This window comes from Bacillus sp. RC242, from assembly GCF_044908245.1.
Lineage (GTDB): Bacteria > Bacillota > Bacilli > Bacillales > Bacillaceae_G > Bacillus_A > Bacillus_A mycoides.
The window spans coordinates 31,967-55,120 of the sequence record NZ_JBIYCZ010000018.1 but is presented as its reverse complement, the minus strand read 5'-3'; the positions used below and the strand labels follow the sequence as shown (position 1 = coordinate 55,120).

The window sequence follows — 23,154 nt, the reverse complement described above, 5'->3', positions numbered from 1 at the left end:
ATTTGCGTATTAAACCTAACAACTTCTCCGTACAAAAATAGCTGACTATTATATAGTAAATAGTCGGCTATTTTTATATAAATTTATACAGACGCTGCCATTTTCCCTTTGCGGAATATTCCCATTAACCCAGCGATTAATGAGATAAACGCTTCTCCCACTCTTTCACCGTCTCAATTGTTACATCTAATTTCTTAGCCACTTCCTCTATACTCATTCCCTTAAAGAGCATTCCAGCTGCCGAAAGTGCTTTATCTATTTCTTCTTGCTTCTCTTGCTCATATAAAGTGAAACTTTAATCAGTGGGGGTTTTGTTCATCCCCCACTGATTATTAGTTGAACCAATCGGGCGTTTACGGGCAGTTGATCTCCCACCTAACTCCTTTGCTCCAACCGAATTTTGAGGTGGGAGTTTTACTGCCCGTTAATGCGGGATAAACGACCTACTTTTGTCAACCGTAACCACTCCTTTACCTTTTTATATGCCTTCTTCTATTTTATCATCCACTCTCCACAAACCTTCCAAACTCCTTCAAAAATCTCAGCTTAAAACTACCCACAGGCCCATTCCGATGCTTCGCCACATGAATCTCCGTCATCTCTTTCTGCATCGTTTCCTTATCGTAATAATCTTCGCGATACATAAGCATAATGACATCCGCGTCTTGCTCAATTTGTCCCGTCTCTCTTAAATCAGATAAAAGAGGACGCTTATCTTGCCGTGACTCTACGGAACGAGACAATTGCGACAACGCTACTATACAAACATTTAAATCACGCGCTAATAACTTAAGCTTACGAGAAATTTCACTAATCTCTTGAAATCGATTGCCCTTATGCTTTGGATCGCCCGTAATAAGCTGCAAATAATCCACAATGACTAAAAGCTTTTTATCCCCATGCTTCCTCTTTAACTTACGAGTCTGCATCCAAATATCCTGCATTGTAACACCGGCCTTATCATAAATCTCAAGTGGCAACTCACCAATCTCCGCAAACGCCTTACTCACCTTTTCCCAGTCTTCTATCGTAAAACGATGCTTCGGATTTTTCAGCCTACCTCCTGACACTTCGCCCGCGCAAGACGCCAGCCTTTTTAGCAGTTGCTTACTACTCATCTCTAATGAAAACAACCCAACTGCCGCTCCAGACTTCGCCGCATGCAGCGCGATATTTAATGCAAACGCCGTCTTCCCCATAGAAGGACGCGCTCCAAGGACGACAAAATCCCCTTCCTGCAATCCGCACGTCATCTTATTTAGCGATGTATAACCAGTCTCAATACCAGTATTCTCTTTCGTATCTTGATGAAGCTCTTCATACAAACCAACTAAAGCATCCTTCAAATCAAACTCACATACATAGTCCTTTTCCTCTAACTCACAAAGCGCCGTAATCGTCTCACCAATAATTTTCTCATTCTTCTCCGCAATAAGACGCTCTCCCATCTTGCGCCCAAGAACGCCAGCCTGATACATTTTCCATGCACCTCGAACAAGCCCCTCATAATAAGAGAAGTTGGCAGTTGTAGGCACACCCTCTATTAACGCTATAAAATACTCCATCCCCCCGATATTCTCCAAAAAATTTGGATTCATCCTAGAAACGAGCGTCACAAGATCAATTGGTTGCCCTTCATCTTCAATTTTTCGCATTAACCGAAATATAGACTTATGCACCGGCATAGAAAAATAATGCTCCGTCAAACGGCACTCCTTAATAAGCTCTCCATCAATTAAAAGAGAACCTAACACCGTCTTTTCCGCCTCCACATTTTGAATACTCATGGACGCCACCCGCGTTCAGTTAAGAACCGCTGCAACTCTTCCTCTGACAGCGCATTCTTCTCCCACTCCTCGCACCTCGTCAAAAACTCCTCCGTCTCCCCGCTACTAACAGACGACTCCTTCTTCCTAAACTGAGCCGTATCTGCCTCAACCTCAGATACTTTCGTAAACCCTTTCCCGTGCCACCCCCTCAAAATCCCCTTCACATAAGCAACCGTCCGCTTATTATTCTCATACGCAATTTGAAGAGCCTTCAGCACAAGCTCCTCTGACAAATCTTCCATCCACGCACTCAGTTCCTCCACAGTATGAGGAGACAAACTACCGAAATGTTGCTCATAAAAAGAAAACACGCGACTTCCCGTCTCTTCCTCTATAACCTCTTCTTCCGCCTCTTCACAAACCGGATCAACATCATGAACGGCCAAATCACCTGGCATACCGAAATGTGCTAAAAGCATCGGAACATTCAGCTCCTCCTCTACGCACTTCTGAAGAAACATATGTACAAACTCCTTATTCTTCACACCCTTCAGCTCACGAAGCACACACTTCTCCACATTCGTATTCGTCACAGGATTATAACGAAGCCAATTTAAAATAAATAACTCCCTCGTCTCCGCATCATACAGAATCTTTCCATAATCAATAAAGCGCTGCACTAACTTATCAACAGTCCCCCTGTTATAACCCGTCTCCATCTCAGCTAACCGCTTCGGAAACGGAAAAATCCCACACTGCGTCGTCTTCGAACAAGTTAACAAATAAACATAAAAATACCGCTCCTCCGGCGTCAAATCCAAAACAAAATCATCCTGCCAAAAATTCACCTGCACATTACGATACACCGCCATCCTAATTCCTCCCGTCCTCATTCAAAAGTAAAAATTTCTTCTTTGTACTATATATAGGAAGGAGGGCCAGGTTTTTGGCGTGTTATTTCAAATTTTTTTTGACTACTACTACGGTGTTTGTTGTTGTTTTTGTTTTGTTGTGTTTTTTCTTAGTGATTTATTACTTGGTAGGGGCTTGGAAGGGGTATGGGAGGGGCTAGTTGTCGGTTACTTCGATTAGGAAGACTCGATCTGAGAAGCCGCCTCGTTCTTTTGCTTTCTTTTTTCGGATGTTGTTGATTTCTTCTAGTGTTGTGCCTTCGTGTTCGGCTAGGGCGTTTATTAGTTCTAGTAGGTCGGATAGTTCTTCGAGTTTATGGGATTTTGTTGTTGCTTCTAAGTATTCGGTTAGTTCTTCTTCTGTTTTTTTGCATAGTTCTTTTCTGTATTCGTCTTCGTTTAGGATTCTTGTTGTGAGTGTTTTTCCGTTAGCTTTTATTATTTGTGGGATTTTGTTTCGGATTAGTTTGTTGTGGGTTGGCATGGGATTTTCCTCCGTTATGTTTTTCTTCTATATATAATGGAAAAGCAGTTTAACTAGGTGTTAAACTGCTTCATTGCTTCTTTTATATAGTTTTCTTCTTCGGTTGTGAAGAGGGTTGGGAATTCGGATAGTGGGAGGTTTGATTTTTGGATTATATCCTCTATATCACTTTGAGGTGTATCAAGATAGTTCGTTACTTCTTCTATTACACTGAAAAATTCCTTCAAGGTAACTTGAACGTCATGATGACACGGGTCCCTCTCTTCTTCCTTATACTTTTTCAACTTCCCTATCACATCCATAAAATGCTGATCAAACTTTTCTTTTAATTCCTTATTATTATAAAAATCTTGAACACTATCCTTCGAAAAATGTTCCTCTAACCATTCTTTATTTTCTTTCTCCCAAATAAAAGTTTGCAAAAACGAAGAAAACAAAGCGACATCCACTCGCTCTTTCTTTTGAAACTTCTTCGTCATCTCATCCATATGCGAAAGTACCTTCGCAATTCTTTCTTGCTCTACCAAAAGCAATTCCCTTTGAAAATGCATTTGTCTTAAAAATTCTTCTGTCTCTATATCACGCTGCAATATAATATTTTGAATTTCCCCAAGCGAAAAACCGAGATGCTTAAACGATTGAATTTGTTGTAGCACATACAAATCATCTTTCGTATATAACCGATGCCCACCCTCAGTATAATCGCTCGGCTTTAATAGATTAATCTTGTCATAATAACGAAGCGTCCGCACCGTAACATCCCCAACACCTGCAAACTCACTAATCATCCACGCCATATCATCACCTGCTCCACTAACTTCTCTTCTACATACTGAAGCATATAAGAAAAACTCATCTCATTCTGCCTACAATATTGACACAAACCTATAACAAGCAATCCAAAAGGAACATTCCCTCTATAACGATGTTCATACTCACTAATACCGTCATAAAAGTACTCATACTTTCTTTTTCGTAAAATAATATAAATCGTAATAAACAAAACGGCAATCATAATAAAAATTTGCTTTCCTCTTATCTCCACTTCTTGTTTCATCGCCTATTCTCCTTCCACGACATGCTTATCTTCTTTAAATAAAGGAATTCGAATGAAATAACGATATGGTTCATCGTGTATTACTTTCCACGCAACAATGATCACTTGAACGAACTCAAAGGCAAACACAATCCAAAACAAAACATCACTAATACTTGAACTAATATTAAATAGAAGAGAGATTAAAAAATGAAAGTTGAACGCCTTTCGGCAATGGTATTTGTACACCCCGTTTTTACGTGCCAGTGTGATGTACATGAGTAGTGGTGAAAAGATTCCTATTGCGGCTGAAAGTAGTAGCATGATTATGGTGTTTCTTTTTTCTTTTGTGGTGGTTTTCATGAGTAGTTTTGTCCCCCTTTTTGATTTGTCTTCTTTAGGTTAGAGGGTGACGTTAGGAGAGGTGCAAGGGGAATTGTATAGAAAAGTTTTAGTAACATCAATATAAATGAAAGAAGACCTTTACCTTGACAGAGTGGAGGTCATCATTTAAAATCTCACATCCACGTTATTTACAAATAGAAAGAAGAGCATATATCTCATATGCTCTTCTTCCCATAGCTAATAATACAATTTATCCGACTAATATTTATCTAATCTATTTCACAATTACATCTATCATTTTTAAAAATTTCTCCACTTCACCTAAAACTCCCATCGTTCCAGGAATATCAATTCTCCCTTTTCCATCTCCCACTCTATAATCCCTCACCACAGCAACCGTCATATATCGTCCATTACCAAATCTAGGTTTCTCCACCTTGAAAGAATAATTATGACTTCGTTCAATCAGCGCCTTACTCCACTTATCCCTAAGTTCCTTTCTTCTATCCTTATCAGCAACATGTATCTTAAAACATAATCGGCCTTCTTCTAACTGCAAATACTGCCTGCAATCATTATCCTCTTGTTCATTCCACCATAAGGCATAGAATCCACCATTCGGATTAGCTACATACCCATATTGGCCTTTGATCCCACCTTGCTTTAACTCCTCATAAAACCCTTCCCATGCTTCACCTTTCCACTCACTTAACGGTATTGTCTTATATGAATCATAGTTTTGATCTATTTCCCTTAAATAAAAATAGTAATCTAACAATACTTGATCTTGAACGCCTCTATCTATATTTTCTTGTAAAAATTCAAGCATTTGTTTTCTTGTAAACAACTTATACTTTGCATCGATCACCGCTGAGTAATCACTTTGATTACCTATCTTATAATAGATAGGTAATAGATCACATTCATTGTATCTTTCTAGTTTAGCCACTTCTTCATAATAACGCTTTAATTGATTAGAATGTTCTTTTGTATACGTTTTATCTTCAATTAAAATAACCTGATTACCGTTAATTTCAATAAGTATATCTAAACCTTTAAATTGTTTCGTAATCTTAATTTCTTTAATAGCAGCTGGAAAGTTCTTTTTATGCAAGTCATATATTCTTCTAATAAAATCTATACCAGCTTCATGTAAGTATTCATCAATTTCTTTATAGATTGGGTTCGCCCACTCTGCTAGCCAACAAATAAAAGCATCTTGCGAAAACTCACTTGTTCCATATGAAAATAAATTCGGTCTCTTATCCATTATTTAATCCCCTTTTTATCTAAATGCTACTCCCCAACATTTAATACTTCTAAAACCTCCCTAAACAACACCGAACTCCTACCAACAACCAACTCCAAAGGAACCTCTTTAACTCGCCCATCTCTCCCCACCACAACAACCTCATTTTCATAATCAACCCAAATCTGAACATCCTGCACATAATAACTCTTAATAGCAGAAGCCTCATCTAAATTGCGATGATCCAACTCAACTTTAACCTGCTTCGTAAAACGGCGTAGTGTTTTCCAAAGAATTCGTTCTTCCTTTGATTTCATGAAGAGTTCCGGGAGTTCTTGTACTTCTTTTAATAACGACATAGTTGTTATTGTGTATGTTTGAATGCTGTATCCTACTGGGCGGATGAGATGGTCTAGTTTTTTCCATGGCTCTAGTTCAAAATGTACATACTCATCGTTTTGTTGCATTTGAATGTGTTTAATTTTGGCTACGTACTGGATTCCACCTTTTTCGCCGTGCCATTTTTTCGGTGCATATAATGCTATGTACTTCGCTTCTTGCCATCCTGGTTTTAGCTGTGTGACCGGTAACTGATATAAGCCATTCTTTCTATATGTTTCATAGTCAGCTTCAGTTTTCACGCTGCCCACTAATACTTTTTCTTCTAGTGAAGAGTGCCATTCTTCTTTTGTTCCTCTTGGGAGGATACCTTCTCTTATAATTTCTTCTGGGCTTTTTTCAATGAGATGATCTAGAAACTGTTCAACTAGCCTTGTTGCGTTCGGTAGGAACGGAAAGCCACCGATATTTACTTTTTCGATACTTTTATAAAATGGATGATTCTCATACGCTTCCTCTTGGTTCCACGGGAATAATACGTATGCTCCGTAAGCTGTTCGTTCAAATGGTCCTTCTTGTTCTACTACTAGTGCATCTCTGTAGCGGTGCATTGTATTAATGTCTTCTTCCATTGGACCAGGGGCGCCATACTTCCTTTTATAATGAGAACTTTCAGCAAAATCAATTCGATACTTTGCATCAAAAATATATTGGTATTGATAACTCTTTCCCTTTTTCTCAATAGCGAGCATCGTATCTGGTTTTTGTGTAACTGTTGGCAGTCTACCGTTTCTTTTCTGGAAATACAGTTCTATTACTTCATCAGTGACTGGATGCTTGAACGTTCTTTTGGCGGTTTTACTTTCATCTAACGTTACGTACAAACCTTCTTGTTTAACTTGAATAACATCTTGATGGAGCGGTATATATTTTTTAGATAGAATTTGTCCAAGTTTTAAATACGTCCAGTATTCGTATAACCTTGCGACATCTTTTACCGACATTTTGAAAATTTGTCCTCGTAATGTTAAACCACGCGATAGCATTAAGTAGATTTGATACGCATCTCTATATCCTGCTGCCATTTGAATAACAAGTGAAAAAACTGATCGATCTAATTTTCCGATTCCTCTCCAAAATGGATCGTTCAATTCATTTTTCATTCGATACTTCATATTTTTTACACGTTCCAGCAAATCTTCATCAGTTTCACCACGTGTATATCTAGACTTTTTCTCTAGCGCCTTAAGTAAATCATCGATTTTATGTATAACTCTTTGAATCATCCATTTAACAAATCGATTTTCTAACGTATCATAAGACACTTCCTTATAAGCTGTAATACCTTTAGTCGGTATACTGTTTTCTCCTTGCAACAAGTGTGGTCGCTTTCGTAAATAGTTCATTCCGACAGAATCCAATTTACGAATTTTTTCTCCTCGTACAAGTTGATGCCTAGTCATGAGCGTATGATGCGGTTGTCTTTTAATATGAGAGATCGACTTCATAAATCGCTCAAAGGAATCATTTAAAATACGGTAGAATTCACTCTTCGATGGATTTGTAGCGTAAATTGCAGACGCTCCTAAGTAAGTTCTCTTTAGTAAATGAAACGCTAAATTATAAATTTCATCATTTACTTCATCTAATAAGGCTCTGTAATCATCCTTATAATCAAGTTTTGCCGGGAAAACTTCAAAGCTAACAGTTAATAAAGGATTTTGCTCGTCTTTAATTTCAAATGTTGTATTTCCTACTTCATTTGGAAACGAAAGATTCCCCATTAACACATGAAGTGACCCCATTTGAATAGAACTAACTTGCTTTCGAAAACCCGGATGTTCATGATAAAAAGAGAGCTGTTGATTCTTTTTCGGAACAACAACAAGCTGATAACTTCTATTCTCAAAAAAGATTGGCGGATGTTCGTTCCATTCATCTAGCCTCTGCAATCTCGCATCAAATACAGAAACGGATTCCGTCTTCCCATCTACATGAAAATACATCATTTCATCTGCGTTCATAGTGTGATACTCTTTCAAGCTCTCGTATTTTTCATGATAAGGATTTCCTTTAATCGTCAATGATAGCTCCTCTGTTTCAATCTTAACTAGCTCTATCTCATTATTAGATCCAGAAAGAGGTGAAACCATCATATTCGAACCTCCTTAACATATGAGACAGCTTGTTAGCTGAACGAGGATACTTCGCATAGGAAGCGTCATTATTGCCACTATCGTCTTCTTCATTTGCACATAATACATACAACTGTTTTAATACCTCTTCTGTTCTGCCATCACTCCCTGCAAGACGCGGTAAAATCTTTTGATATATTTGATAATCAAGCGCTTCATCGAATGATAATAACTTTCCTTTTTCGTTGTATGCCATATAGAAACAAATTTCATCTCGTATACGATATCCAACTTGAGCGCCAACTGATTCAAGTGTTTTATTTATTTCTATTAAAATGGTCGATATATTTCTCACAAGATCTTCGTTTTCTTTAAAGCATTCTTTTAAATGCAGATACTTAGTTGCTAAAGAGCTATTAGAAACAATTTCAGCTTCCTTCTCTTCTACATCCATTAAGAAATTAAAATAATCTAAGTTAACGGTATTAAACTCAATTGTATTCGCACGATCTAATACTTTTTTACTTAACGGATGTGTCGTTTCATCCATATTTACAGTTCCGATAATATATACATTTGATGGAATCGTAATATGCTTATTCGTAATTGATTCTGGAAGCACTGGTGACGTAACAATTTTCCCATCTTTCCATTTACGACTTTCAATTACGCTTAAAAAGTCACTAAAGTAGTATTCCACTCGAGCTAAGTTCATCTCGTCCAACACTACAAAATACGGCCTATTTGGATTTGCATCTGCAGCTTCAAGCACCTTAATTAACGGTCTTTCTTGAAACTCCCCTTGAAGGTTCACATACCCAAGCAAATCAGAACTATCACTCCAATCAGGTCGAACCGGAATAAGCGTAAATTGTCCATTCTCTTACGTTGCTCCTAAGCTCTCCGCAAACCACTGAACAATTTTCGTTTTCCCTGTACCTGAAATACCTGATAAAATCACAAACGGCTTCGTCTTTAATGAAAGGAAGAAATTAATAAGATCCTTTTTCTCATAAAAGAAACCTTTACTTTGAATATAAGAAGACACATGATCGATAATGGATTGTTGATCTAAATACACTTCTTTCCTCTCATAAATCATTTCATATTTCGTCCCTTCCTCTTTGTAAGCAATAAATCCCTCATAATAACGAAACATTTCTTCTAGATCTTCTACTAACTCTTTTTCACTTGGCATTTTATTAGCATCATACGCAATATAAGCCGCTGTTGAATTCGCATATCCTTTCGCTTTTGGACTTGTCCCTAGGAAAATTTCATCATCTTTTTTCACCTTTTGGGACATATGTATTTGCTCACGAATCTCTTCTTTAATTTTTTGCATCTCTTCTTTAGACGTTTCCGTCACACCTTGCGCCAACGTTAAATATAATCGCTCCATATCTTCACTAAATAAATAAACGATATAATATCCTCGCTGCGTAGATGTCGTAATATCTTTATTCATAATTGCCAGCCATGGAACAGCAGCCCAATTTCCTTGTCCAATTGATCCTGTGACAACATACTGATTATGATCAATAAATGGTAACCTCGTTATTTCCGTTGTCATCTCATGCCTAACAACCGATCCCATTTTATGACCCGCAAATCTTTCTGTTCTTGCCTGTAAATACTCATTCATAACCGTTAAAAACTTTTCACGTAAATTACTGTTCATACTACCGCCCTTTTCCCCATCATCTTTTACATATTGTTCAACAGGAATCCATTCATCATTAATTAGTCCTACTTGCTCAAGCCAATCTAGTAAATTATTCGTACGCCGCCTCGCTACCGATTCAACCATCAAATTATCTCCTAATGAATTTCGAACAATCGTCATTCCTAACTCCACTAATGCTTCTTTCTTGTCATCTTTTGAACAGTTATTTAAAACTCCAAGAACAAATAAAGCATATCGGAAATATTCCTGTTTTAAAACTAACTGGGCAATGAAAGCATTCTTATCCTTCGATTGAACATATTCGCTTAATAGAAGCTTATTCATTTCATGGGATTCATTCAAAAAGCCCAGTAACCTTAAATCTTGACGCGCACGAGACTTCCTACTATATAAATTTTCATCCGTTTGTTCACGTAACTTAATCGGATTATATGTATCATTCATTACCTCTTCTAAAAAGAGCATAACTTTATCATATTTTTCACTCGGTAGATTATCAGTTTGGAATTCTTTAAATATAATAGCTCGCGATCCAGTCACATTCACAAATGGAAACTGAGAAAAAAAAGCTACCAAGAAAGCATTACATTCTCCCGCTTTCCCAAAATCCTCATGCTTTACCTTACGAACATCAATAAGTTTTTCCCAAGCATTCTTAAGAATTTCAAAACTCACTTTAAAATAAGATATTGCTGTCTCGCCCTTTTCATATTGCTCAAGTGAAAGTTTAGTTTCAACGTATAATCCTTCATCATCCTTGTTTATAACCAAATAAGGTTTATTACCTTTTATATCTTCAACCTGCTTCGTTGATTTAGCCAATTCAATTATGAGTTGCTCTAACATTTTCATCCCCACCGCTACAATAAATTACAATTACTACTATTTTACCAAACTATGTACAAAAGAAAAATCATACGCCATACCGTATGATTTAATAATTTCTATTATTCCCCACTAGCTCCCCATACTCCTGACTACTCTCCTCAAGAAACACCCTACTCTCCCCACTCCCCTTATAAAAACTCTCCCAACCTCTCTCCCTCAAAATCCCCTTCCAACTATCACTCTCCACCATCTTCTTAATAACACCATCCCAATAAGCCACCTCTTCTTCAGTCATATCTTTCGGCCCCATAATCCCTTTCCAGTGTTGGAAGATGACTTCGATCCCTTGTTCTTTCCACGTCGGGATTTCTGGTAATCTGTCTAGCCGTTTTTCTGAGGATACGGCTAGTATTTTTATTTTGCCGGCTTTGTATTGTTTTTCGGCTTCGGATAGGGTCATGGTTGCGGCGCCTATTTTTTTGTTCGTTAGGGCGTTTATGATTTTTTCTTTGTTTTCGTAGACGAAGAATTCTAGTTCGGCAGGGTTGATGCCGAATGCTTTGCTTACTTGTACGAAGGATAGGTGATCGTCGTTTCCTAGGCCTGGGGCAACGCCGATTTTGAAGTTTTTCTTGTCTTGTTTTAATTGTTCCATTAGTTGTTTTGCGTTTTCTATGTTTGATTCTTTTGATACGACAACGACTTCCCAGTCCGATGCTAATGTTGCGAGTGGGGTGAAGTCTTTATATGTTAGTTTACTGTGGCCTAGTAGGTTGTTCGTTATGAGTAAGCTTGAGTTAATCGCAAGTACGTGACCGCCTTTTTGTTTCGTATATTTCCATCCGACGTCACCGCTGCCACCTACTTTGTTTGTGACAGTGATTGGTTTTGTGAAGATTTTTTCTTCTGTCAGCGTTTTTTGCATCGCTCGTGCTGTTAAGTCCCATCCAGCTCCTTGAACGTTCGGTGCAACGATTTCTACTTTGTCTATGTTTACTGTATTCGTTTGAGATTTTTCTGAAGAACAACCAGCTATTACTCCTGTTATGATCCATATACATAGTAATAATCGTTTTTTCATAACCCTCGTCCTATTCGATACTTTCGTTCTGGCCGTCCGATAATACCGTATGTGTACTCTACTGTGCACTCATTTGTCGCTACTAAGTATTCTAAATATCTTCTTGCGGTTGTTCTGGAGGCCCCCATTTGTTCTCCCATTTCTTCTATTGTAATTCCCTCTTCGAATCCTTTTATAATCCCTTTCACTTTTTGCAGTGTTAACGGATCCACACCTGTCGGTAAGTTTTTTATGTCTTGTGTTTGCGAAGTACCGAAGAAGTTATCGATTAGTGCTTGATTTACTTCATTGTTACTATGTAATAATTGCTTCTTTCTTTTATAGTCTTCAATGGTGCAAACAAATTTATCTAACGTGACCGGTTTTATAAGGTAGTTGCTTACACCATTTCGAATTGCTTTTTCTAACATATGGTTTTCATTCGCCGCTGTAACCATAATGACGTCAACGTTTGGAAAGTCAGCATGGATTTTCGGCAATAAGTCTGTACCAATTCCATCTGGTAAATAATTATCTAATAGAAGTAAATCGATTTCTTCCTTTTGTAGTAGTTCCATCGTTTCTTTTGCGTTCAATGCTTTTCCGATCACTTTTACGTCCTTTATTTTTGATAAAAACTCCTCTTGAATTTGCGCTACGCGGAAATCATCTTCTGCAATTGCAACCTTCAACATATGCCCATCCCCCTGTTTGTCATGTACTTTCTCTCAATGTTTTTGGAAGGTAAATTGTAAAAATAGCTCCCCCATTTTTCTCGTTTTGAATTTCAATTGTTCCTTCTAGTAGATCTACCATTTCTTTCACGTTTGCTAGCCCGTAACCACGATCATTTCCTTTCGTTGAAAATCCTTTTTGAAAAATAGTTGCGATTTTTTCTGTCGGTACTCCCGCTCCACTATCTATCACTTCAAACACAATATCGTATCCAATATCCGTAACAAAGAAGGAAACACTCTTTCCCTCTCGTTCACTCACCGCATCAAATGCATTGTCGATTATGTTTCCAAGGATCGTAATAAGGTGCGAAACTTTTATATGGTCTGGTAATGGATGAAGCGTACTATCTCCTTCAATATGAAAATCGATTTTCTTCTCAGACGCCGTTCCGATTTTCCCTAATAAAATAGCTTGTACTTTCGCATCGTGAATTTGATGAAATAAAATATGGTTTTGGCTTTGATGAATATTAGATTCTTGCTGGATAAATTCAATCGCTTCTTTGTAATGTCCTAACTGAAGTAATCCTGATAAGACAAAAAGCTTATTTGTAAATTCATGTGTTTGAGCGCGTAAGTCCTCTGAATACTTTCTTACCTCAGATATTGTGTTAACAAGGTTTTGCAATTCTGTTTTATCTCTAAAACTACATACAACGCCTACTGTATTGTTATTTTCGAGTATTGGTGTCATGTTTAAAATAAACACTTTATCTTGAAACCCGATTTCTTGATCGTTTTCTAGCACTCTCTCCATATTAAATTCCGGTAAAACTTTTGAAATGTGCTGCTGCATATAGTCATCACTTACATACAGCATTTCTTCTGCCGACGTATTCATCATCGTAATAAAACCGTTTTGATCAATAGCGATAATCCCTTCTTTTATGGATAGTAGTATCGCACTTCGTTCCCGGTATAACGCTGCAATTTCATTCGGTTCTAAACCGAGTGTATCTTTACGAATACTACGCGCTAACAGAATACCGCCAACAATTCCAACTAGTAACACCGCTAAGGAAAAGAGGATAATTTCTTTCGTTCTACTCAATATGTTAGATTCAATACCTTTTATTAAAAACTCTACTGTCACAACGCCTACTACTTGATCGTAGTCTCCGTTATGAACAATAATAGGTGCTTTCGCCATTAAGGCCGGGCCACTTGCACCATTTCCTTCGAGTGTATAATAGCCACCAAAAGTAAGTGCTTCATAGTTATATAAATTGTTACTCTTTGTTCCAATCAACTCAGAATTAGAATGTGAATACATAACCCCATAACGATCTTCCACAATTACATAATCTGCACCAGCTTGCTCGCGAACTTGTTCCGCAATGGATTGAATAGTACTTTTATGCTCGTTGTATTGAAAAGCATCTTTTATAGCTGGCATAAAAGACAAAGATTTAGCCGTTTGCAGTGCTAGCTGCTCTACTTGGCGCTTCGTATCAACGGACTGAATGTAAACAAATATTCCCGCTAATAGAAGAACGACAAATAAAATTAACGTAATTATTAAGCTTACTATTTTCGTTTGTAATGACACTTTACGTGATTTCTTCATACTCCATATCCTTTGATAAAATATTCAAAACTATCAATCTCCTTTTTCTATTATTATGACAAAACTAATAATGAAGCAACTATTAAAACTCTCCATGTACATAAAGTACAAAAAGAATAAAATTGTCATAATATTGAGATTTTAATTAAAGAACAGTACAATTCAACTACATTGAACACGCTTTCATATATACCTTTTATTTATAAGCAAGAGGAGGAATTATTATGGCTCAAGTAAAATCAAGCCGAGTCGCCGGCAATATCTTCAAAGGTTCCGTCGGCAATTTAATTGAATGGTACGACTGGTACGTTTACTCTGCTTTCGCTGTTTACTTCTCAGCAGAGTTCTTTCCTAAAGGAGATCCAACGAGTCAGTTACTGAACACAGCAGCTATTTTCGCAGTCGGATTTTTAATGCGCCCTATCGGAAGTTTATTAATGGGACGCTATGCAGATCGGCACGGTCGCCGGGCAGCATTAACGCTTTCCATTACAGTTATGGCCGGTGGTTCTTTAATTATCGCCTGTACACCTAGTTACGAAAGCATCGGTATTATGGCGCCAATTATTTTAGTTCTTGCTCGTTTACTTCAAGGATTATCACTTGGCGGAGAGTATGGAACTTCCGCAACATATTTATCTGAGATGGCTAGTAGTGGACGCCGTGGTTTTTATTCAAGTTTTCAATATGTAACGCTCGTTGCTGGACAGATGGTTGCGTTAGGTGTTCAAATTGTTCTTCAGCAATTACTAAGCGAACCAGATATGAAAGCTTGGGGATGGCGTATTCCATTCATTATTGGAGCAATGGGAGCAGTAGCTGTATTATGGCTTCGACGTACAATGGATGAATCAGAGCAGTTCTCAAAAATGGAATCTAAAAACCGCGAAAACGCAGGAACCGTTCGCGCTCTTATGAAACACCCGAAAGCAGTATTAACAGTAGTCGGCCTAACACTAGGAGGCACTGTTGCATTCTATACGTACACAACATATTTACAAAAGTTCATGGTAAACACAGTCGGTCTCCCGAAAGAAGTTGTAAGCTGGATTAACTTTGTCGCACTACTTATATTCGTTGTACTTCAACCGATTGCAGGGCTATTATCCGATAAAATTGGACGCCGCCCACTATTAATGGCTTTCGGTATTCTCGGAACGTTACTAACAGCACCGATCTTCTTCTTTATGGAAAAAACGACAGAGCCAATGGTAGCATTTTTACTCATGATGGTCGGCCTCATTATCGTTACTGGTTACACTTCCATTAACGCAATTGTAAAAGCAGAACTCTTCCCAACTGAAATTCGTGCACTAGGCGTAGGTTTACCGTATGCACTAACTGTTGCGATATTTGGCGGAACAGCCGAGTTCATCGCATTATGGCTAAAAAGTATCGGAATGGAATCACTATTCTATTTCTACGTAGCTGGATGTATCGCAATAAGCTTTATTACGTATTGGCGTATGGATGAGTCATCGAAAACTTCGCAGATTGAGGCGGAGCTTAATGGTGGAGATAAACTAGCTAATAATAAGTCTAGTTAAAATTGTGTATTCTACGGTCTTCGTTTATCTGAAAAATCATAATTCATTAATATGCAATTCAAAAACCTCTACTTATATGTAGAGGTTTTTGTATGACGAAAAAACACGTAGTTCCATTGTTATTTTACAAACCCCAAATTCTTCCTCATCTTAAAGTGGAACAAATTTATTACTTAGAGTGTCTAATAAGTGTATTTCTAACATTAGTTGTCCAGATTAGATACAACATATCCCGTTTGACATCTATTTTTATGTATTACAAAAAAAAAGAAAGGACTTATTATCCCAAAAAGTGAAAAATATGCATCGTAATACTACTGTTAAGTATTACAAGTTTAATACTTTCACAGGTGAACCATTACAAGTGAAAACAAAAAAGAAATAACCCAAACCGTGACTTATCAATCATATAAAGTGAAACTTTAATCAGCCCTCACCAATCGGGCTTTTACGGGATAAACGTTTTGGATGTCCTTTAACCTGTGAAATTTTAGCTACAGTAGTATTGTTACCCTATGCCATCTTTAATTGCATTGGTATTTAGAATACCTAGACAAAATCCATATATTCTTGAAAGAGGTTGAAAATTTATGTTCGTTTTAAACAAGTTCTTTAACATTTTACATTACAAAAAGATTGTGCCTGTAGTATTACTTTCATGTGTATCACTTATAGGCTGTTCCAATAGTAACACTCAATCTGAACCACCTAAACAAACGAATCAAGCTAATCAAATTAAACAAGAAAATACAGGTAATCAATCTTTCGCTAAACTTGAAAAAGAATATGATGCTAAGCTTGGTATTTATGCACTGGACACAGGTACGAATCAAACTGTTGCTTATCATTCAGATGATCGTTTTGCATTTGCATCTACATCTAAATCATTAGCTGTGGGCGCTCTTTTACGTAAGAACTCATTAGAAGCTCTTGATCAAAGGATTACGTATACTCATGAAGATCTTTCTAATTATAATCCAATTACTGAAAAGCATGTTGATACGGGAATGACGTTAAAAGAACTTGCAGATGCTTCTGTTCGATATAGTGACAGCACAGCACATAATTTGATTCTTAAACAGTTAGGAGGTCCCTCTGAATTTGAAAAAATCTTGAGAGAAATGGGAGATACTGTTACTACTTCAGAACGATTTGAACCTGAATTAAATGAAGTGCATCCAGGAGAAACACATGATACCAGTACACCAGAAGCAATAGCTAAGACGCTTCAATCATTTACATTAGGGACTGCACTTCCAACAGAAAAACGTGAACTATTAGTAGATTGGATGAAGAGAAATACAACTGGAGATAAATTGATTCGTGCGGGCGTACCAAAAGGCTGGGAAGTAGCTGATAAAACAGGCGCGGGATCTTACGGAACAAGAAATGACATCGCAATTATTTGGCCACCAAATAAAAAGCCGATTGTTCTTGCTATACTTTCTAATCATGATAAAGAAGATGCTAAATACGATGATAAACTTATTGCAGACGCAACCAAAGTCGTGTTAAATACCTTAAAAGCTACGGAATAAATGATAATAGGTTAAAAGTTTTCTATTTTAGGCGGGTGTTTTCATCAAATAAAAATTTGATAGTGTCCCTAAAACATCTGGACTTTAATAGCCAACTAAAAAATGCAAACAAAAAGACCTTTAATCAGTCGTTTTGTTTGCATTCCCTTTTTCTAAAACCACAGAAAAGATAAGTACTATAGTTAACACCATAATAAACCTTACTTCACTTCCATCACTTACAAAAAATGAATACAAAGTATAAATTAAAATTAATATCCCATAAATAACTTTGTGCAATGAACTCCCCCCTTTTTGCCGTATATATTTTAGTGTAAAAATTTAATTCAAGCCCTATATCAAAATGAAAATAAAAAGCACCTGTGATATACACAAAGTGCTTTTCTCTTGTCAATTTATCTATTTTCACTATATTTATCTATTTTCTTTTTATAACTCAAAGTTCTTCGAATCGTACTTTTCTAGAATATGCTTATCTGTCTGTACATCTTCAACATTTGCTCCACCTGCTAATAATCTCCTGTACTTAAAAGAGTGCCCTGTTAATACTGTTGTAATCATTTTGTATTGCCCTCCTTTTGTTTGATTACTTGTATCATAAAACAAGTATCTGAAGTTGATATGTAGTCTATCTAGAGTGTATGTAAATTTAAAAAATCTCTAATAAAATGCTTATGTTGTAACGTTACCACCAAAACTAGTGCTTCAAACACCATGATTTGAAGAGATAGTCCCTCATGTTCTAGCCTCAATTCCTCCTACAGTTCTATATTCAGTAAAACTAGTTAATCCCTATAATATAAAAAGAGCACCACTTTTTGGATGCTCTTCGTCATAACTATATATTATTTAATTTCCTTCTTTTGTTGGTACCATTTTTCCTTCTTGAGAGTCTGTGCCCTCTGTTCTTTCAACAGTTTTTGCATGTTCTGGTTTTTCAGGGGCTCCCATTTCAAATCCAGATTGAGAATCTGTACCTTCTTTTGTTGGTACCATTTTTCCTTCTTGAGAGTCTGTACCCTCTGTTCTTTCAACAGTTTTTGCATGCTCTGGTTTTTCAGGGGCTCCCATTTCAAATCCAGATTGAGAATCTGCACCTTCTTTTGCTGGTACCATTTTTCCTTCCTGAGAACCTGTACCTTCTGTTCTTTCAACAGTTTTTACATCTCCTTTAGGAGTTGCTGGCACTGCATCTTTAGGTAAATCAAAGTTTTGTGAGAAAGACGTTGTTCCATCTGCACTTTGTGTAATTACTTGATTTGAACTATCTTCATTTGACTTTAAATTGTCCATTTTCGCATCATCTGCACCTACTGCACCTCCCGCTACCAATCCTGTACTTAAAAGTGCTCCTGCTAATAATGTTTTAATCATTTTTCATTACCTCCTGTTTATTTGTAATATTCATCAAAAAAGTATCTAGAGTTAATGTTTTAGTCATTATCTTTATCTACTTGCTTTTTGATTACATTTAGCATAAGACAAGAATCTATAGTTGATATGGACTGTATCTGGAGATTATGTAAAGAAAAATAGATGATCAATTGTATATCCTAATGGATGCTTAGACAAGATTGAAACTTTATATGAGTTTGAACAATTGAGTTCCCCTTTGTTTTTGGGTGTGAGGTTTTTAACTGGAGTGAAGTGAGGGACTAACCTTTTCTAATATGAAAGCAAACTTTTTATTATTACATTCAAAACACTGTAAATAAAGATGTTAAAAATCCGTGAACAAAAAACCACATCTCATTGATGTCCACCCCCCTCAGAAGTATGGAAGGGAATTAAATATAATCCTTCCTTGTCTTTATGCATTAAGATAGAAAAATTATAAATATAGACTTAAATATTTTTTTGAAAGGATATTGTTTAACAAACATAAAAAAGAGCTAAGGCTGTATGAGAACCTTAGCTCTTTTTTATGTTTATTGTTTATTATATAAATTATTTAACGCTACAAGCCATACCAGCTATCATATTACCAACTGAAATACCACCAGGTCCCCCGGGTGCTCTCCCTCTAAAACAAATGACAAGCCACCTCATGCCCCTTCGCAATTTCCACCATCTTCGGTACTTCCTGTGCGCATTTTTCGGTCGCAAATTTGCAGCGCGTTCTGAATTTGCAGCCGGATGGTGAGTTGAGTGGGCTTGGTACTTCACCTTGCAGAATGATCCGTTCTTTGCCTGTGTTTGTTGGATCTGGTTCTGGCATGGATGAGAGTAGTGCTTGTGTGTATGGATGTGCCGGTTTTGTGTATAGGTCTTCGCTGTCGGCAATTTCTACTATGTTTCCTAAGTACATGACTCCGATTCTATCTGATATGTGTCTTACCATGGATAGGTCATGTGCGATGAATAAGTATGTGACGCCTGTTTCTTCTTGGATATCCTGCAGCATGTTTACGACTTGTGCTTGGACTGAGACATCTAGTGCTGAGATTGGTTCGTCACATAGGATGAAGTCCGGTTTTACAGATAGTGCGCGTGCGATGCTAATGCGCTGTCTTTGGCCTCCGCTAAATTCGTGCGGGTAGCGATATAGGTGTTCTTCTTTTAGTCCTACTTTTTTGAGCAGGTCTAGAATGATTTCTTTTCTTTCTTCGGCTGTGTAAGAGCCATGAATGTTCATCGGTTCGCTAATAATTTGGAATACGTTCATTGTCGGGTTTAATGATGCGTATGGGTCTTGGAAAATGATTTGCATTCGATTTCTGTATTCTTTTAGTTCACTTTCTTTTAGATCCGCGATATCTTTTCCATCAAATAAAATGTTACCTGACGTTACATCGTGTAAGCGAATGATACTTCTTCCTGTCGTTGATTTTCCGCAGCCGGATTCTCCCACTAGCCCGAATGTTTCACCCTTTTTTATTGTGAAGCTAAGGTCATCGACTGCTTTTAATTGCTCTGTTTTTCTGCCGAATAGTCCTTTTTTAATAGGAAAATACTTTTTTAAGTTCCGAACTTCAATTAAGTTTTCTTCATGCATGTGAATCACCTACCGCCCTATCGTTTAGCCAGCACATAGAGCGTCTTCCGTTTCCGATTTCAAAATATGGCGGACGTTCTTTTTCACAAATCTCCATTTTATGTGGGCAACGCTCTGCGAATGGGCATCCTTTCGGCGGGTGTAGTAAGTTTGGCGTTACACCTTGAATTGGCGCTAGTCTTTCTTTTACGCCGTTCGATATTTTCGGCAGAGAGTTTAATAGCCCTTTCGTATATGGATGATTCGGTGATTGGAAAATATCAAGTACATGTCCTTCTTCCATAATAAGCCCGCCGTACATAACGATGACGCGTGTACAATTTTGCGCAACAATTCCAAGATCATGTGTAATAAGAAGTAATGACATATTCGTTTCGTTTTTTAAGTTTTTCATTAAATCTAGTATTTGCGCTTGTATCGTTACATCAAGCGCTGTCGTCGGTTCGTCCGCAATGAGAAGGTCCGGATTACAAGACATCGCCATCGCAATCATAACCCGTTGTTTCATACCACCACTTAGTTCATGTGGATATTGTTTTACCCTTTCTTCCGGTGAAGAAAGACCAACTTGTTTTAACAAGCTGACCGCGATATTTTGTGCTTCTTTCTTTTTCACTTTTTGATGCCGAATAATTACTTCCGTCATTTGCTTTCCAATTTTCACAACTGGGTTTAATGCCGACATTGGATCTTGAGAGATAAGTGAAATTTGATTTCCTCTAATAGAGCGTAATTCTTTCTCCGATTTAGAAAGCACGTTTTCATTTTGAAAAAGAATCTCTCCTTCTTTCACTTTCCCTGGCGACGTAACAAGAGCCATAACGGATTTCGCCATAACGCTCTTTCCGCTCCCCGATTCGCCAACAATCCCGACGACTTCACCCTTTTTCAAACTAAATGAAACGCCGCGAACCGCTTCTACTTCGCCGTCTTCTATGAAAAAAGAAGTCTTTAAGTTTTTTACTTCTAATAGTTTTTCAGACACGCTTTTCACTCCCCCTCACTTAAAGCATTAGTTCTCATGATGAGCCCCTTTTGGTGCGAAAGCTTTTTTCAACGCTTCACCGATTACGTTAAAACTTAGTACTGTTAATAAAATAAGGAACCCTGGGAAGAGTGTTAAATACCAAGCTTCACCTATATACCCTTGCGCATTATTTAGCATGCTGCCCCAAGAAGAATCTGGTTCTCTAATACCTAAACCTAAGAAGCTAAGTGATGATTCCATTAAAATCGATGTCGCAATTGTTAATGTCGCTGCGATTATAATGGTTGATAAAATGTTAGGAATGATGTGTCTTACAATAATCATCAATGATTTTTGTCCAGATACTTTTGCATATAAAACGTACTCACGCTCTTTTACAGATAACGTTTCTGCCCTTACGATACGCGCGGTGTCCATCCACGTTAATAATCCGATAATAAGAACAAGCGTTGTAATTCCTGGTTTTAAATACGCATTTAATAACAGCATTAAAAAGAATGATGGAATTGACATTAAAACTTCAACAATTCGCATTAAGAAGTTGTCTAACTTTCCACCAAAATATCCACTTATTGTTCCTACTGCGGTCCCTATTGTAATGGAAACAACCATCGCTAGAAAACCAACCGCAAGGGAAACTCTTCCGCCATATAACGCTCTCGTTAAATAATCCCTTCCGTAATCATCTGTGCCGAACGGATGACTCATACTCGGTTCTTGTAAACGATCTGGAATCGACATTTTACTAGGATCGTACGGTGATACGAATGCGAAAAGAGACGCGATTGTTAAAACACCCAGTATAATAACTCCCATTACTACAAACTTATTTTTCGTAAAACTATTTTTTATCGTTTGAAATCTCCTATTGTTCATTCCATCACCCCCTCATTCGAATGCGCGGATCTACTACGCCATATAAAATATCAGCAATTAAATTACCGAGAATTAACATGAACGATGATAATAATGTGATTGCCATAATAATTGGATAATCAAATCTAAAAATAGCATTTACCCCGAGTGAACCAAGTCCCGGCCATGAGAATACTGTTTCCGTAATGAACGCTCCGCCTACTAAACTTGGAATGGATAATCCGAAAATTGTAATGATCGGTATTAATACGTTTCGAAGTACGTGATTAAATAAAACTGTTTTCTGTGAAGCACCGTACGCATATTGAATTTGTACGTAATCTTCCTCTAATTGCTGAATTGTACTTGAGCGAATATATCTCATATAAACAGAGATGTTTTGGAACGCTAGCACCATGCAAGGTAAAATGCCGTGCTGGACAATATCCCAGAAGGAATCTTGACCGACTGTGCGCATACCCATACTCGGAAGAAGGTTCAACTTTAAAGAGAATAAGTAGATTAATAGTAACGCGAACCAAAAGACTGGCATTGAGATTCCCACATAGGAGATAAAATTCACGATGCGATCAAAGATAGAATTCTTTTTCACACCTGTAAATAGTCCAAGTGGTATTGCGATTACAAATGAGACGAGTAAAGATGATCCCATTAACCCAATTGTTGCGGGTAATCTTTCTGTAATAATTTCTAAAACAGGACGATGGTTTTGAAGTGAGTATCCAAAATTCCCTGTTAAAATATTTTTTAACCATAAAAAATATTGCACGTAAATCGGCTGATCTAGTCCTAAACTTTTGCGAATACGTTCAACGTCAATCGGACTCATATTCGGCGTTACAAAGTTTCGAACGGGATCGCCCGGCGCTAGTTTTATTAATAGAAAAGAAATAATAGAAATAACAAATAAAAGCGGAATCGCATTTAAAAGCCTCTTTGCAATTACTTTATACACAAACTTCCCCCCTCAAGATAAAGTGAAACTTTAATCAGTTGGGGTTGTTCATCCCCCACTGATTATTAGCCCGTTAAAGCGGGATAAAGAAGCTGATTTCCACCAGCT

Annotated in this window: 21 protein-coding genes and 1 pseudogene; 2 read left to right on the top strand and 20 right to left on the bottom strand. The window is 37.3% G+C overall.

Going from position 1 to position 23,154, the window contains the following annotated elements:
* Window positions 1-136 precede the first annotated feature (136 nt).
* From ABH957_RS25465 to ABH957_RS25405, 13 genes and pseudogenes are all read right to left on the bottom strand, one after another.
* A complete protein-coding gene (locus ABH957_RS25465; RefSeq protein WP_242248217.1) occupies window positions 137-259 on the bottom strand; it encodes a MerR family transcriptional regulator in 123 nt (40 codons plus the stop codon).
* A 241-nt stretch (window positions 260-500) separates the two neighbouring features.
* On the bottom strand, window positions 501-1,787 hold the full coding sequence (gene dnaB / locus ABH957_RS25460) for a replicative DNA helicase (RefSeq protein WP_404512472.1): 1,287 nt from the start codon (window positions 1,785-1,787) through the stop codon (window positions 501-503).
* Window positions 1,784-2,641 carry a DnaD domain-containing protein gene (locus tag ABH957_RS25455; RefSeq protein WP_404455626.1) on the bottom strand — a complete coding sequence of 286 codons (858 nt, stop codon included), beginning with the start codon at window positions 2,639-2,641 and terminating at the stop codon, window positions 1,784-1,786. The genes dnaB and ABH957_RS25455 overlap by 4 nt, the downstream gene beginning before the upstream one ends.
* 196 nt (window positions 2,642-2,837) lie before the next feature.
* A complete protein-coding gene (locus ABH957_RS25450) occupies window positions 2,838-3,164 on the bottom strand; it encodes a phosphoribosyl-ATP pyrophosphohydrolase (protein ID WP_404491265.1) in 327 nt (108 codons plus the stop codon).
* Window positions 3,165-3,217: 53 nt separating this feature from the next.
* The gene (locus ABH957_RS25445; RefSeq protein ID WP_404491267.1) at window positions 3,218-3,961 is read right to left on the bottom strand and encodes a MerR family transcriptional regulator; all 744 of its coding nucleotides are present in this window, start codon (window positions 3,959-3,961) and stop codon (window positions 3,218-3,220) included.
* Window positions 3,949-4,221, bottom strand: a complete 273-nt coding sequence (locus ABH957_RS25440) for a hypothetical protein (RefSeq protein WP_404491268.1) — start codon at window positions 4,219-4,221, stop codon at window positions 3,949-3,951. The genes ABH957_RS25445 and ABH957_RS25440 overlap by 13 nt, the downstream gene beginning before the upstream one ends.
* A 3-nt stretch (window positions 4,222-4,224) precedes the next feature.
* The gene (locus ABH957_RS25435) at window positions 4,225-4,563 is read right to left on the bottom strand and encodes a magnetosome magnetite crystal formation protein family (RefSeq protein ID WP_404512470.1); all 339 of its coding nucleotides are present in this window, start codon (window positions 4,561-4,563) and stop codon (window positions 4,225-4,227) included.
* A 256-nt stretch (window positions 4,564-4,819) separates the two neighbouring features.
* Window positions 4,820-5,815 (bottom strand): PD-(D/E)XK nuclease family protein, encoded by a 996-nt coding sequence (locus ABH957_RS25430; RefSeq protein ID WP_404491271.1) that lies wholly within the window; start codon window positions 5,813-5,815, stop codon window positions 4,820-4,822.
* 26 nt (window positions 5,816-5,841) lie between these two features.
* Window positions 5,842-8,286, bottom strand: coding sequence for a DUF2357 domain-containing protein (locus ABH957_RS25425; RefSeq protein WP_404512505.1), 2,445 nt, complete (start codon window positions 8,284-8,286; stop codon window positions 5,842-5,844).
* Window positions 8,261-10,801: pseudogene (locus ABH957_RS25420) on the bottom strand (MrcB family domain-containing protein). Before ABH957_RS25420 ends, ABH957_RS25425 begins: the two are co-directional and overlap by 26 nt.
* 88 nt (window positions 10,802-10,889) lie before the next feature.
* On the bottom strand, window positions 10,890-11,864 hold the full coding sequence (locus ABH957_RS25415; protein WP_404446439.1) for a tripartite tricarboxylate transporter substrate binding protein: 975 nt from the start codon (window positions 11,862-11,864) through the stop codon (window positions 10,890-10,892).
* Complete coding sequence (locus ABH957_RS25410; RefSeq protein ID WP_404446297.1) at window positions 11,861-12,538, bottom strand: response regulator; 678 nt, start codon at window positions 12,536-12,538, stop codon at window positions 11,861-11,863. The genes ABH957_RS25415 and ABH957_RS25410 overlap by 4 nt, the downstream gene beginning before the upstream one ends.
* Before the next feature lie 19 nt (window positions 12,539-12,557).
* Window positions 12,558-14,147: an ATP-binding protein gene (locus tag ABH957_RS25405; RefSeq protein ID WP_404455602.1), complete on the bottom strand. Its 1,590-nt coding sequence runs from the start codon at window positions 14,145-14,147 to the stop codon at window positions 12,558-12,560.
* 224 nt (window positions 14,148-14,371) lie between these two features.
* On the opposite strand from ABH957_RS25405, the gene ABH957_RS25400 reads away from it, so the two are divergent.
* Window positions 14,372-15,694, top strand: a complete 1,323-nt coding sequence (locus tag ABH957_RS25400; protein ID WP_404455599.1) for an MFS transporter — start codon at window positions 14,372-14,374, stop codon at window positions 15,692-15,694.
* Window positions 15,695-16,284: 590 nt separating this feature from the next.
* On the top strand, window positions 16,285-17,232 hold the full coding sequence (gene blaIII, locus ABH957_RS25395; protein WP_088292418.1) for a class A beta-lactamase BlaIII: 948 nt from the start codon (window positions 16,285-16,287) through the stop codon (window positions 17,230-17,232).
* A 120-nt stretch (window positions 17,233-17,352) separates the two neighbouring features.
* Here the strand turns inward: blaIII and ABH957_RS25390 are convergent, their stop codons facing one another.
* From ABH957_RS25390 to ABH957_RS25360, 7 genes are all read right to left on the bottom strand, one after another.
* Window positions 17,353-17,511: a hypothetical protein gene (locus ABH957_RS25390; protein ID WP_002087303.1), complete on the bottom strand. Its 159-nt coding sequence runs from the start codon at window positions 17,509-17,511 to the stop codon at window positions 17,353-17,355.
* Between the two features lie 150 nt (window positions 17,512-17,661).
* A complete protein-coding gene (locus tag ABH957_RS25385) occupies window positions 17,662-17,793 on the bottom strand; it encodes a hypothetical protein (protein ID WP_404446289.1) in 132 nt (43 codons plus the stop codon).
* 288 nt (window positions 17,794-18,081) lie between these two features.
* Entirely contained in the window at window positions 18,082-18,606 is a 525-nt protein-coding gene (locus tag ABH957_RS25380) for a hypothetical protein (protein WP_078184558.1), read from the bottom strand.
* A gap of 649 nt (window positions 18,607-19,255) precedes the next feature.
* On the bottom strand, window positions 19,256-20,227 hold the full coding sequence (locus ABH957_RS25375) for an ABC transporter ATP-binding protein (RefSeq protein WP_404455593.1): 972 nt from the start codon (window positions 20,225-20,227) through the stop codon (window positions 19,256-19,258).
* On the bottom strand, window positions 20,220-21,212 hold the full coding sequence (locus tag ABH957_RS25370) for an ABC transporter ATP-binding protein (protein ID WP_404455590.1): 993 nt from the start codon (window positions 21,210-21,212) through the stop codon (window positions 20,220-20,222). Before ABH957_RS25370 ends, ABH957_RS25375 begins: the two co-directional genes overlap by 8 nt.
* A gap of 27 nt (window positions 21,213-21,239) precedes the next feature.
* The gene (locus tag ABH957_RS25365; RefSeq protein WP_002035185.1) at window positions 21,240-22,091 is read right to left on the bottom strand and encodes an ABC transporter permease; all 852 of its coding nucleotides are present in this window, start codon (window positions 22,089-22,091) and stop codon (window positions 21,240-21,242) included.
* Between the two features lie 4 nt (window positions 22,092-22,095).
* Window positions 22,096-23,046 (bottom strand): ABC transporter permease, encoded by a 951-nt coding sequence (locus ABH957_RS25360; protein ID WP_404455587.1) that lies wholly within the window; start codon window positions 23,044-23,046, stop codon window positions 22,096-22,098.
* Window positions 23,047-23,154 lie beyond the last annotated feature (108 nt).